Genomic DNA, 12,691 nt, shown 5'->3' with positions numbered 1-12,691 from the left:
TCGGAGCCCTGCCAGCGCATCTCTCGAGGGGAGAGAAACCATGCCCGAGGCCCGCACCGAGAGCATTCTCGACGTTCTGGCCTATTGGCATAGGATCGAGTTCTTCATTCCCTTCGACCTCAAGCAGGTCACGGAAAAGGCAGGCGTCATCCGTCTCCTCGCCGACGGGTTGGGCGACAAGACCCCTGACGATCTGTGGACTCTTCCCGTCGAGGACGGGAAGGAAATCACACGCTTCCACCTCTATCTGGGGGTCTTCAGCAAGACCGAGATCGACCGCGTCAGCCGGCGGCTGCGCCCGGCGGCGGCCGGCAGCGGCGAAGCGATCGAAGATGCCGAACGCGGCGATATCGAGGGCGACACCTGCTTCGCCAAGCTGAGCTTGACGCCCCAGGGCGCGCCGGACCTCGGCTCGGTCTCCGTGTCGACGGTTCCATGGGCCATCGGCCGTGTCGACAGCGCGGAACTGGAGGCCCTGACCGATCAGGACCGCGCCGACGCCTTCGTCGATCTCGAACACCGGCTGCACAATGCCGTGGCCAGGCGGCTGCCGGCGGGCGTGGACGGGATGGAGATGCCGCTGAGCGGTTCGGATCTCCACTCCATCATCGCCCTGCTCCAGGACTGGGCCGGCTTTGCCCCGCGGAACCAGCTTGCAGCCGTGCTCCAGCCCGTCATCCGGGAGAAGAAGGACAGACCCTTGAGTCCGGCTCGACCGGCCGAGGCTCAGGAGCACGATGAGGCGCCGCCCGAGGCCGACGAGGACGACGGGAGCGCGGAGGCCGATACCGGAATCGACATCCTCAACAGCTTCTTCATCCTGGATCTGGAGCGGGCAATGGCTGCGGTCCGGCAGGGCGAGGTCCCGGCTGCCCTCGCCGCCTATCTGGACTCCGCGCCCGCGCCGGGGCGAACGGATCTCTATTCCGAGGCAGGCCGCCGGGCGATCCTCGACATGGTGCATCCGCGCCGGTTGCCGCCGGGCCGCTGGCTGCGGGCGCCGGGGCAGGCGATGAGCCTGATGCAGCAATTCGCGATCAACTGCGCCCTCGACCGTCTCGGCACCGATGGCATGTACTCGGTGAACGGTCCTCCCGGCACCGGCAAGACCACGCTGCTGAGCGACATCTTCGCCGAGATCATCGTTCGCCGGGCCAGGGCCCTGGCCGGCTTCGACCGAGCCTCGGACACCATCGTCGAACGCCATATCCGGGTGGCCTTCGCACCGCCCTGCAAGGAGGCCTCGATCGGCCGGCTGGCTGCCGAGATCATCGGCCATGAGATGGTCGTCGCCTCGTCGAACAACGCCGCGGTCGAGAACATCTCGAAGGATCTGCCGAAGCGCGGGGCGCTCGGCGAGGATTGGCGCGACAGCTTCTATCTGCGATCGGTGGCACACAAGGTCGCGACTCAGCAGGGGAATGGAACCTTCAAGCAGCCCGGCGACGACCGGGATGTCTCTTGGGGCTTGATCGCCTGCGCCCTCGGGAAATCGGCGAACCGCAGGGCTTTCGCGGAGCGGGCGTTCTTCAAGGTGGAGCAGAAGGGCCGAAGGCAGGCTCCCGAGGATCCGGTGTCGACCCTCTATGAATGGATCGACGCCTATGATGGCCCGTCCTTCGCCGCTGCCGCCCAGGCGTTCCGCGAGGCGGACCGGGCCCTGGCGGCGGAGATCGATGCGCTGGCCGCCGATGCCGATCTCGTCGCCGAAATGCTGTCGCCCGACACGGCCCTGGCCGACGCGACCACAGAGGCCGAAGCGGCGGAGGCGAAGGTCCGGTCGGTCGAAGCGGAGCTGGCCCAGGGGCAGTCGGACCTCGCGCAGTGCCGGCAGCGGTTGGACGATCTCGCCGAGGAGGAGAGGCTGATCGATCGCTGGGCGCCGGGCCCTCTGGCCCGGCTGCTCCGCCGGCCCGACACTCGGGCCTATCGGGATCGCCGGCGGGCGAATGCCGCGGACCAGCTGTCCCATCGGACGCGACGGGGCGTCCTGGAGGCCCGGGCAGAAGCCCTGAGGTCGGCGCTGTCGTCGGCCGCCGCGGCACTCGACACGGCCCGTTCGGCGCGCGATGCGGCACAGGAGGAGCGGTCGCGCAAGCAGACCCGCCTGAGTGCATTGCCGGAGTCGCACCGGCTTTCGGCCCTGTCGGATCTGGAGGAATCGGGGATCCAGAAGGCCGGCCTCTGGCATGACGATCGGCTGGCGGCGTCGCGGTCCGCCCTGTTCAAGGCGGCCCTCGCCCTGCATGAAGCCTGGCTGGCCGAGGTCGGCAGAAAGGGCCGCGGGCTGTTCCGCGGCAATCTGGTCGCCATCAGCAACATGCTGAAGGGGTTCCGCCCTGCCGGCGACGCCGATGCCCGGCTGATCTGGCAGAGCCTGTTCCTGATCGTGCCGATCGTGTCGTCGACCTTCGCCTCGTTCGCCCGCCAGTTCCGCGATCTCGGGCCGGGCGACATCGGCTGGCTGTTCATCGACGAGGCCGGCCAGGCCACGCCGCAGGCCGCGGTCGGCGCGCTGTGGCGGGCGCGGCGCGCGGTGGTGGTCGGAGATCCGCTGCAGATCGAACCGGTGTTCACCGTTCCGACCCGGCTGATCGAGGCGTTGTCGGATGATGCCGCGACGACGCGGGATGGGCGATATGCGCCCAACCGAGTTTCGGCGCAGCAGCTGGCCGATCGGACCAACCCGTTCGGCGCCCTCGTCCCCGCCGGCGATCAGGGCGACATCTGGATCGGCAGTCCCTTGCGCGTCCATCGGCGCTGCGCCGGGACCATGTTCAAGATCGCGAACACCATCGCCTATGACGGCAAGATGATCTTCGCCACCAACCCGCCCGGACCAGGAAAGTCGGGCTGGGTCGATGTCGCCGGTGCGGTCCGGGGCGGCCGGCAAGCCGTGCCCGAACAGGTCGAAATCGTGTTCCAGGCGGTGCTGCGCCTCTACCGCCATGGTGCCGGTGAGTTGCCGCCGCTCTATGTCATCTCGCCGTTCCGCAGCGTCAAGGAAGCCCTGACGGCGCAGCTGACCGACGCCGACCGCTGGGCGGCGCAGCTCGACCCGCTCGGCCTGGCCGCCCCGAAACGGCGGGCGCTGCACGAATGGAGCAGGGACCGGATCGGCACGGTCCACACGTTCCAGGGGCGGGAGCAGCGCCTGGTCCTGATGGTGCTCGGCGCGGATCACGACCATGCGCGCGGTGCCGACTGGGCCTCGTTGAAGCCCAATCTGCTGAATGTCTCGGTGACGCGGGCACAGCGGGCCTTCTACATCATCGGCGATCGCAGCCTGTGGGGCGGCAAGCCCTATTTCCGGACGGCCCGGGATGAGCTGCGCGGCATGTCGCCGGGGGCTTTCCTCGTCGACATCCTGGACTGAGTCACCCAAGCGGGAAGCCCAGCGCCGCCGCCTCCTCGGGCCGCAACACTCCGTCCGCGACCCGGCCGGAGGCGGCCTGCCAGTCGTAGAGCGCCTTGGCGGTGAAGCCGTTGAACACCCCGGCGGTGAAGCCCCAGTCCGGGATCAGCCCGCGGCCGATGAAGGCGTCCTGCAACAGCCGCACCTCGGGGCCGCTCGATCCCGGCATCAGCCGGGCCAGGCCGGAAGTCCGCTCCGCCACCAGGCGCAGATGCCGGCCCGTGACCAGCAGGTCGTCGAAGGCCAGGCCGGTCTCGGCCAGGTCGGGGCTGGCGGCGAGCCCGGCGGCCACGCGGAAGGCGGCGTAGTCGCCGGTCGGGTCGGCCGGCGGCAGGTGCCGGCCCGGCAGGGTCTGGCAGCCGGCCGAGGAGAACTCGATGCCGTCGCCCGGCCAGCCGGCGGCGTGGATGTTGTCCTCCGGCGCGCAGATGTCGAAGCGGCCGGACAGGTCGTAGCCGGCGGCGTCGAGCGAGCGCCAGACCGGCACCTCGACGGTGCGGTCGAGCTGGAACGCCCCCTCCTCCGCCGGGCGGCCGGCGGGAACATGCGGGCCGACGACATAGGGGTGCAGCCCGGGCGCCAGCATGTTGGCGATGCGCCGGTCCGGCGCCTCGGCCTGGCGGCGCATGTAGCGGGCGTTCGGGACGGTCGAGCCGGGCCAGGCGATCAGCCGCCCCGCCGGCCGGTCCCAGACCCCGAGGACGCAGCGCGGCACGTGATGGTCCGGCCGCGCCTCGCGCAGTTGCAGCGCCTCGCCCCATTGGCCGGCGGTCTCCGGCTGAGCCAGGGCGCAGCCGCGCAGCCCGAACAGGATCCGCGCCCCGCGCGGCCGGAAGCGGGACAGACGGCAGAGCGTCTCGAAGGTCCCGGCCTCCGCGGTGAAGACGGTGTCGGCGAAGGGTGCCGCCAGATGGGCATAGTTCGGCGAGCGGTCGTCATCGTGCCAGACGGGCGGCATCGCATCCCCTACGCCTCGAGCAGCGCGTGCAGCTTGGCCCCGACCGCCGGCAGGAAGCGGCGGTTCTGCGCCATATGCGGCCCGACCGTATAGACCGCAGCGACCAGGCTGCGGCTGGAAGGCGTCTCCCAATAGGCCATGTCGTGCCGGGTCTCGCTGGTCCAGCCGGCCTTCGACCACAGCCGGACGTTTCGCGGCAGCGCTTCGCCGAGGAAGCCACGGACCTGGTCCACATACTCGGGCGGCAGCCGCTCCGGGTCGCGCTCCGGCTCGCGGTCGAGCAGGTCCATCATCCGGCCGCAGGCGGCGGGCGAGACCAGCTGCCCGGCGACGATGCCATGCAGCAGCGCCGCTGCCGCGCGCGGCGCGATCAGATTGCCGCCATGGGCGCGCGCCGCCTTCTCACGGCCATAGGGCGAGTCCTCGTAGGTGCCGTGCCACAGCCGCAGCCGGTCGAACTCCGGCCAGGCCCAGCCTTCGAACCAACGCTGGATCGCTTGGCGCTTGTCCCACCACGCCGCCATCTCCGCCTCCGGCAGCGGACCGCCCGGCGTGGTGCCGGTCATGCGGCCGAACAGGTAGGTGGTGGCGTCGTTGCTGGACTGGCGGATCATCGCCGACAGGGCCCGCAGATCCTCCTCGTCCGGCTGCAGCGTCCCCGCCTCGACCCAGTGCTGGAAGGCGACCAGGTAGAAGCTCTTGCTGGTGCTGGCCGGATAGACCGCGACGTCGTCGCGATGGTCGAACACCGGCCCGTCCGAGTAGCGGTCGGCGGTGCCGTCGCGCAGCCGGCCGGGATAGAGCCGGAAAGTCAGGCCGAAATCCTCGGGCCCGACCTCACCCTTGAACTCCTCCAGCAGGTCCTGGATCAGCGCGGTGTCCATCAGCCGGCGCAGGCGGCGACGAAGGCGGCGAGCACGGCGCGGTCGGCCTCGCTGCGCAGATACTCCGGGTGCCACTGCACGCCGAGGCAGAAGCGCTGCCCCGGATGCTCCACCGCCTCGACCACCCCGTCGGGGGCGATGCCGGAGACGATCAGCGCCGGCCCTGCCGCCTTCACCGCCTGGTGGTGCGAGCTGTTGACGCCGAAGCGCGCCGCGCCGGTGATGCGGGCCAGCAGAGTGCCGGGCGTGACCTCGACCTCATGCGCCGCGGTCCAGCCGGCCGGGTCGTGGATCTTGCGCTCCGGGCTGTGGTCGAGCGCATTGTCGATCTCGGCCGGGATGTGCTGCACCAGGGTGCCGCCCAGCACCGCGGCCAGCAGCTGCTCGCCGCCGCAGATGCCGAGCACCGGCTTGTTCCGCGCCACCGCGCCCTGCACCAGCGCCCATTCGAACTGGGTGCGCACCGGCTTGGTCTTCACCGTCTCATGCACCGAGCCGGCGCCCCAGAGCGCGGGGTCGACGTCGAAGCCGCCGCCGGTGACGACGACGCCGTCGCACAGGTCGAGATAGCGGTCGACCGCATCGACCAGATGCGGCAGCGCCAGCGGCACGGCACCGTATTCCGCCAGCGACCCGCAGTAGTTCTGCCGCAGCGCGTACCAGGGCGAGGAGGAGTAGCCGCCGGGCTCCTCGGCATCCAGGGTCACTCCGATGACGGGCTTGGCCATGATCGTCCTGTGCGGCAGCGGAACCGGTCCTTCGTGATGCCCGGGGCCCCGGCGGCTGTCAAATTCCGGGCGGTTATGGGCTTCGTATCGGCTGTTATCTCCTGGCGCTTCTGGTGCGCTGCGTCGGCTTGCCGGTGAGGTGGTCGAGGAACAGATGCGCCGCCTGCGACAGCGGGTAGTTCTCGTGGTGCAGCGCCGTGATCGGCAGGATGATCTCCGGCACGATCACGCGGGCGGTGACGTCCGGCACCGCCCAGGCTTGCGCCGTGTGCTCGTCGACGATGGCCGAGCCGGCGCCGTAGCGCACCAGCGGCAGCGCCAGGTAGTAGGTCTGGATCAGGTTGCGCGGGGCGTAGCGGATACCGGCGCGGTCGAAAGCGTCGGACAGGGTGGCGCCGATCGAGGTGTCGGGGTCGACGCCGATCAGCGTCTCGACATCGATCCGGTCGAGCGTGATCTCCGCCGCCTCGCCGGGCCCGAGCGGCACGGTCGAGAGGTGCACCAGCCGCGACGTGCCGATCGCGATCTTGCGCATGCCCGGCGGCAGTGCCGGCTCATGGGCGATGGCGAGGTCGAGGCTGTTGGTGGCGACCAGGTCCAGGATCTCGCGGGTGTGGTGGGTGCGCAGGTCGAAGCTGACGCCGGGATGGCGGCGGTGGAACGACGCCATCTGCTCGGTCATGAAGCCGAAGCCGAGGCTGGGCAGGCAGGCGATGCGGACATGGCCCTCGCGCCCGCGCCGCAGGTTGGCGGCGATGCTGGAGATCCGCTCCAGCCCGGCGAAGGTGCGGTCGATCTCGACCTCGAGCAGCTTGGCCTCGCGGGTCGGCACCAGCTTGCCCTTGACCCGCTCGAACAGGCGCAGGCCCAGCTGGTCCTCGGCATGGCGCAGCAGCTTGCTGACCGCCGGCTGCGAGACGTTCAGCAGCTCGGCCGCGCCGGTGATCGACCCGGCCTTCTGCACCGCCTGCAGCGCCTCGATATGCCTCAGCCTGATGGTCATCGCGTCTCCTCCGCCCGGACCGGGATGGCACAGCGGCGGAGGCATGACAAGCGCGCCCGGCCGTGCGAGGGTCCGGCCATGATCCGGATCACCGCCCGCATCGCGCTGGACGAGCGCGACTTCGAGGAGAGCTTCATCCTCGCCTCCGGCCCGGGCGGGCAGAACGTCAACAAGGTCGCGACCGCGGTGCAGCTGCGCTACCCGATCGACCGCGCCGGGATGCCGGAGGACATGCGGGCCCGGCTGGAGACCCTGGCCGGGCAGCGCCTGACCAAGGACGGCGTGCTGGTGATCACCGCCCGCGAGCACCGCAGCCAGGAGCGCAACCGGGCCGAGGCGGTGGACCGGCTGGTCGACCTGTTCCAGCGCGCCGCTGTGGTGCCGAAGAAGCGCCGGCCGACCCGGGCGACGCTGGGCAGCAAGATCCGGCGGCTCGATTCCAAGAGCAAGCGGTCGTCGGTGAAGCGGATGCGCGGCAGCCCCGGCGACGACTGAGCGCCGCCGGCCTGCACCGGAATTCGCTTCAAATTGCTGCCATCTTGGCTCTCTATGATGATTGTCCCATGCGCGGGGGCCGTGGGACACGGGAGGGGGGCATCATCATGAGTTTCGGCCTGTCGCATCGCGTGCTCGCGATCGCGCTGATTCTGGCCCTGGCCGGCACCGCCGCCGCGCAGACGCAGCCCGCGGCCACACCCGCCGACCAGGCGGCCACGATCCAGGCGGAGCAGGATGCCGCGTGGGAGGCGGCCAGGAAGGTGGTCCAGCGCGGGCCGGTCGACATTCCACTGATCGACCAGGGCTCGCTGGCCCTGCCCGAAGGCTATGCCTTCGTGCCGAAGCAGGAATCGGCCCGCCTGCTGCGCGCCTCGGGAAACAGCGCCAGCCCGACGCTGATCGGCCTGGTCTTCCCGCTCAGCGACGAGAACTGGTCGGCGTCGATCGACTACACCCAGGAAGGCTATATCCGCGACGACGATGCCAAGGACTGGAACGCCGACGAGCTGCTGACCACCCTGAAGGACGGCACCGAGTCCGAGAACCAGGACCGGATCGCCCGCGGCTTCCCGCCCCTGGCGGTGACCGGCTGGATCGAGGTGCCGCAATACGATGCCGCGACCCATCGCCTGGTCTGGTCCGCCAAGGTGGTCGAGAAGGACAACCCGCAGGACCAGGGCACGGCGAACTACAAGACCTATGCGCTGGGACGCGAGGGCTATTTCGGCCTGAACCTGGTGGCCTCGACAGCCACGATCGAGGGCGACAAGACGTATGCCCGCGAGCTGCTGAACTCGATCAGCTACAGCCCCGGCAAGCGCTATGAGGACTTCACCGAGGGCACCGACAAGGTCGCAGAATACGGGCTGGCGGCGCTGGTGGCGGGCGTGGCGGCGAAGAAGCTGGGGCTGATCGCCATCATCGGCGCCTTCGTGCTGAAATTCGCCAAGGTGTTCGTCATCGGCTTCGGCGTCTTCGGCGTCGCCCTGGCCAGGCTGTTCCGGCGGAAGCCGCGCGATGGCGGCGTCGCCTGAGAGGATTCGGTACCGGTCATGATCAAGGCGCTCCTGCTGCTGGTCGGCGGCCTGAAATTCGGCCCGTTGGCGCTGACCGGCGGCACCATGCTGCTGTCGCTGGTGACCTACGCCTTCGTGTTCGGCTGGGGCTACGCCGCCGGCTTCGTGCTGATGCTGCTGGTGCACGAGATGGGGCACTACATCGCGGCCAAGCGGCGCGGGCTGAAGGTCGGGGCGCCGACCTTCATCCCCTTCGTCGGCGCCTGGATCCAGCTGAAGGAGCAGCCGATGAATGTCGAGACCGAGGCCTATGTCGCCTTCGCCGGCCCGTTCCTCGGCACGCTCGGCGCCTTCGCCGTGTATTTCTGGGCCCGCGAGGTGGACAGCCGACTGCTGCTGGCCGTGGCCTATTCCGGCTTCTTCCTGAACCTGATCAACCTGCTGCCCGTCTCGCCCCTGGACGGCGGCCGGATCACCGCGATCCTGTCGCCGCGGGTCTGGCTGCTGGGCGCGCCGATCATGCTGGGGCTGCTGCTGTGGCGGCCCAGCCCGGTGCTGCTGCTGGTGGCGCTGTTCGCGGCGCCGCAGGTGCTGAAGGCCTGGCGGCACGACCCGAACAGCCCGGGGGCCCGGGCCTATTACAACGCGCCGCTGGACGCCCGGATCGAGTACGGCGTGCTGTATCTCGGCCTGACCGCGCTGCTGGCGATCATGACCTACAGCGTGCACGGGATGCTGGAGGGCTCTCGTCCTTTCTGACCCCCCGCTGGCATGGTTGTTGCGTGACCCTGCGATCGGTTCGCAATCACCGACCGGAGAGGGTTCGCCATGAAGCGCGAGGAGCTGACCGAGAAGATCCTGGACATCAAGCGCGAGAAGGGCTGGAGCTGGCGCGAGATCGCCGAGACCATCGGCGGCCATTCGCCGGTGCTGGTCACCGCCGCCCTGCTGGGCCAGATGAGGCTGACCAAGCCGCAGGCAGCGGAAGCCGCGATCCTGTTCGGCCTGACCCCGGCGGAGCAGCGCATGCTGAACGAGCCGCCCTATCGCGGATCGTTCCAGGCGCCGCCGACCGACCCGCTGATCTACCGCTTCTACGAGCTGGTGATGGTCTACGGCACCACCTGGAAGGAGCTGATCCAGGAGGAGTTCGGCGACGGCATCATGTCGGCGATCGACTTCGACCTGCAGATCGAGCGCCAGCCCGACCCGGCCGGCGACCGGGTGAAGATGACGATGTCCGGCAAGTTCCTGCCCTATCGCTATTACGGCGCCACCGGCAACGCCCCGAGATTCGGGTACCGGGAGGAGTGAGGACAAGCTCCCCCTACTCCGCCTTCCAGGCACCCCAGAGCCGGGGCTTGTCGGCGGCCCAGGGCCGGTAGCCCTTCAGCTTCGGACCGACCGCATCGACCGCCGGATCGTAGTAGAGGCCGATGATCGGCAGCTGATCCGCCATCAGCGCGTGCAGCTGCTTCAGCGCATCCTTGCGCTGCGCCGGATCCTCGGTGCGGATCGACCGGGCCAGCAGCTCCGCCGCCTTCGGGTCGTCCCACTGGTTGCCCGGATCCTCGGCCTTACTGCCAATCAGGATGCCGTACAGCAGCGACGGATCGAGCCGGGCCGAGAAGGCGAAGGACTGCAGCTGGAACTTGCCGGCGATGTAGTTGTCGAGCTGCGTCGCCCAGTCCAGCACCTCCAGCCGCGCATCGATCCCGGCCGCGGCCAGCATCGCCTGGATCATCACGGCATTGTCGTACATGCCGTCATAGCGCTTGTTGGTCTGGATGGTGATCGGCTGGCCGTTGTAGCCGGCCTCCTGCAGCAGCGCCTGCGCCTTGGCCGGGTCGTAGGCCGGCCAGTCGAGGAAGCCGTCGTCGAAGAAGGTGCTGCTGCGGGCCACGGCCGAGGGGTTGGCCTCGGTCAGCCCGTAGGTCCGCGCCAGGGCGATCTGCTTCAGGTCGAGCGCCTGGGCGATCGCCCGGCGGATGCGGATGTCGGACAGCAGCGGATCGGCGGTCTGGACCAGGATCACCGACCAGCCGAGGCCCTGGGCGGTCTCGACCGTGCCGCCATTGGCCTTGGCCTGGTCGATCTGCCCCGGCGCCAGGCTGGGCAGCAGGTCGACCCCGCCGGTGGCCAGCGCCGCCTCCGCCGTCGCCGGGTCGGGCACGATCTGGAAGCGGATGGTGTCGGCATGGGCGATGCGGGCGCCGGCATAGCCGCTGCCGGGCTCGGACAGCGGCTTGTAGTCGGCGAAGCGCTGCAGCACCACCGCCTCGACGCGCTTCCAGGAGGCCAGCTTGTACGGGCCGGTGCCGACCGGCGCGTTCCAGCTGCCGTCCGGATTGAGGCTGTCGGGGCTGACCGTGCCGGTGGCGAAGCATTGGACATTGGCGAGCTGCGCCAGGAACAGGGCGTTCGGCTCGGCCAAGCGGAAGCGGATGGTCTGCGGGTCCGGCGTCTCCACCGCCTCGACCTTCAGTCCGGCGGTGCCGTCGAAGACCGGCCGGCAGGTCCAGCTGTCGGTCGTCCAGCGCCGGTCCCAGCTCCATTTCACCTCGGCCGAGGTGACCGGCTTGCCGTTGTGGAACAGCGCGCCCTTGCGGATCTTGAAGTCGTAGATGCGGCCGTCATCCGTGACCGTCCAGGAGTCCGCCAGGGCCGGGCCCACGGTCAGGTCCTCGCGGTAGCCGACCAGGGATTCGACCACATGCTGCATCACCGTGTCGGTGTTGCCGTCGCGGTTGATGCCGGGGTCGCTGCTGCGGATATCCGCGTTCAGCGCCACGGTGATGGTGCCGCCGTCGCGCGGCGTGTCCTGCGCCGCCACGGCACCGGCAGCCAGGACCAGGGCGAGCGCGAGCCCGCCGAACATCGCCTTCATCACTGCCCCCTGTTTGTCGTTGTTGGTTCCGAAATTCAGGCCGCCTGTCGCCGCGCCAGCACCTCCCCGAGGAAGCTCGTCACCGCGCCCAGCAGCTCGCGGTCGTCATGGGCGATGCCGGGGATGGTGTCCTGCTGCACTGCGACGCCCTGCGCCTCCAGGCTGCGGCGCAGCGACCGCATCCGGTCCTGGCGGTTGCGGCCGGCGAGGTCAGCGCCCGGCATCCACCAGGCATCGCCCGGCTTCACCGTGATCTCCCAGGTCTCGGTGTCGTCGCCGCCGATCACCATCTGCACCGGCACCCGGCGGATGGCGTCGAGGTCGAGCGGCTTGCCGAACACCGCCTCGAAGTTGCGCACGCCGACCCACCAGTCATGCTCGAAGTCGAGCAGGGTGACGACGCCGGGCGCGCCGATCGAGGCGCCGAGCAGCCGCTCCGGATGCAGATAGAGGAAGCGGTGGGTGAAGTGGCCGCCGCCGGAGAAGCCGTACATCAGCACCCGGTCGCCCTCGATCCGATAGCGGGCCTGGGTCTCGGCGATCATCGCCAGCAGCACCGCGTCGTAATGCACGTCGCCGGCGCGCAGCAGCTTGTAGCTGGACAGGTCGCCCGGTTCGGTGATGCCGACCGGGAACAGCGGCGCCAGCACGATCACCCCGTGGCGCTCGGCGAAGTCGGCGAAGCCGTCGCGATAGGCCTGCATGCCGCGCTCGGTGCCGTGCACGATCACCGCCAGCGGCCAGCGGTCGTGGCCGTCCTCGTCGTAATCCGCCGGCACATAGGCGCAATAGCTGAAGCGCTGGTCGAGGCCGCAGGCGTAGATCGTGGTCGCCCCGAAATCGCTGGATGTCAGCACCTTTCCGTGCCCGTGCGGCCGCGCCATGATGCCTCCCCTGCCCTGCTGTCGGGAAGAGTGAGGCATATTTTTAGATGGATGAAAAGCAGGTTCTCCGGAGATCAATCATGGTCTTTGTCTTTTCATGGACGAGAAACACACACAGACTCTGATAAGGGCTCATCGTGTGCCTCTCCCGCCTAGCGGGAGAGGTCGGGCTTGCGCAGCAAGACCGGGTGAGGGTGGGCCCAGACCTCGACGAAACCCCCTCACCCGGAGGCACAAGCGCCTCCGACCTCTCCCGTAAACGGGAGAGGCAAAAACACTTATTCTCCAGCGTATCGGGATAGGGGGAAGCCTCGCGGCTCCCCCCTCCCACACCACCGGACATACGGGTCCGTATCCGGCGGTTCGGGGGATTAAGCGGTGAGCGGGTCGGCGACGGAGGCGAGGCCGAGGGCCTGAA

General features: G+C 69.5%; 11 protein-coding genes. 5 read left to right on the top strand and 6 right to left on the bottom strand.

The window, feature by feature from the left end:
- Window positions 1-40 precede the first annotated feature (40 nt).
- Window positions 41-3,376 (top strand): DEAD/DEAH box helicase, encoded by a 3,336-nt coding sequence (locus ACTOWL_RS12870; RefSeq protein ID WP_441321632.1) that lies wholly within the window; start codon window positions 41-43, stop codon window positions 3,374-3,376.
- Window position 3,377: 1 nt separating this feature from the next.
- Here ACTOWL_RS12870 and ACTOWL_RS12865 read toward each other — a convergent pair whose 3' ends face one another.
- From ACTOWL_RS12865 to ACTOWL_RS12850, 4 genes are all read right to left on the bottom strand, one after another.
- On the bottom strand, window positions 3,378-4,373 hold the full coding sequence (locus ACTOWL_RS12865; protein WP_441321631.1) for a peptidoglycan-binding domain-containing protein: 996 nt from the start codon (window positions 4,371-4,373) through the stop codon (window positions 3,378-3,380).
- An 8-nt stretch (window positions 4,374-4,381) separates the two neighbouring features.
- On the bottom strand, window positions 4,382-5,257 hold the full coding sequence (locus ACTOWL_RS12860) for a serine hydrolase (protein ID WP_441321630.1): 876 nt from the start codon (window positions 5,255-5,257) through the stop codon (window positions 4,382-4,384).
- The gene (locus ACTOWL_RS12855; RefSeq protein ID WP_441321629.1) at window positions 5,257-5,985 is read right to left on the bottom strand and encodes a gamma-glutamyl-gamma-aminobutyrate hydrolase family protein; all 729 of its coding nucleotides are present in this window, start codon (window positions 5,983-5,985) and stop codon (window positions 5,257-5,259) included. The genes ACTOWL_RS12860 and ACTOWL_RS12855 overlap by 1 nt, the downstream gene beginning before the upstream one ends.
- A gap of 94 nt (window positions 5,986-6,079) precedes the next feature.
- Window positions 6,080-6,988: a LysR family transcriptional regulator gene (locus ACTOWL_RS12850; RefSeq protein ID WP_441321628.1), complete on the bottom strand. Its 909-nt coding sequence runs from the start codon at window positions 6,986-6,988 to the stop codon at window positions 6,080-6,082.
- Window positions 6,989-7,066: 78 nt separating this feature from the next.
- On the opposite strand from ACTOWL_RS12850, the gene arfB reads away from it, so the two are divergent.
- The 4 genes from arfB to cynS all read left to right on the top strand — a co-directional run bounded on the left by arfB (window position 7,067) and on the right by cynS (window position 9,816).
- Window positions 7,067-7,483 (top strand): alternative ribosome rescue aminoacyl-tRNA hydrolase ArfB, encoded by a 417-nt coding sequence (gene arfB, locus ACTOWL_RS12845; protein WP_441321627.1) that lies wholly within the window; start codon window positions 7,067-7,069, stop codon window positions 7,481-7,483.
- A 107-nt stretch (window positions 7,484-7,590) separates the two neighbouring features.
- Entirely contained in the window at window positions 7,591-8,520 is a 930-nt protein-coding gene (locus ACTOWL_RS12840) for a DUF2167 domain-containing protein (protein ID WP_441321626.1), read from the top strand.
- An 18-nt stretch (window positions 8,521-8,538) separates the two neighbouring features.
- Complete coding sequence (locus ACTOWL_RS12835; RefSeq protein ID WP_441321625.1) at window positions 8,539-9,261, top strand: site-2 protease family protein; 723 nt, start codon at window positions 8,539-8,541, stop codon at window positions 9,259-9,261.
- Between the two features lie 69 nt (window positions 9,262-9,330).
- On the top strand, window positions 9,331-9,816 hold the full coding sequence (gene cynS / locus ACTOWL_RS12830) for a cyanase (RefSeq protein ID WP_441321624.1): 486 nt from the start codon (window positions 9,331-9,333) through the stop codon (window positions 9,814-9,816).
- 13 nt (window positions 9,817-9,829) lie between these two features.
- Here the strand turns inward: cynS and ACTOWL_RS12825 are convergent, their stop codons facing one another.
- Both ACTOWL_RS12825 and ACTOWL_RS12820 read right to left on the bottom strand, forming a co-directional pair.
- On the bottom strand, window positions 9,830-11,389 hold the full coding sequence (locus ACTOWL_RS12825; RefSeq protein ID WP_441321623.1) for an ABC transporter substrate-binding protein: 1,560 nt from the start codon (window positions 11,387-11,389) through the stop codon (window positions 9,830-9,832).
- Between the two features lie 35 nt (window positions 11,390-11,424).
- On the bottom strand, window positions 11,425-12,273 hold the full coding sequence (locus ACTOWL_RS12820; protein ID WP_441321622.1) for a hypothetical protein: 849 nt from the start codon (window positions 12,271-12,273) through the stop codon (window positions 11,425-11,427).
- Between the last annotated feature and the right edge of the window lie 418 nt (window positions 12,274-12,691).

The organism is Inquilinus sp. CA228 (assembly GCF_052078665.1).
GTDB lineage: Bacteria > Pseudomonadota > Alphaproteobacteria > DSM-16000 > Inquilinaceae > Inquilinus.
The sequence above is the reverse complement of the archived record's forward strand: the minus strand, read 5'-3'. Positions and strand labels throughout refer to the sequence as shown.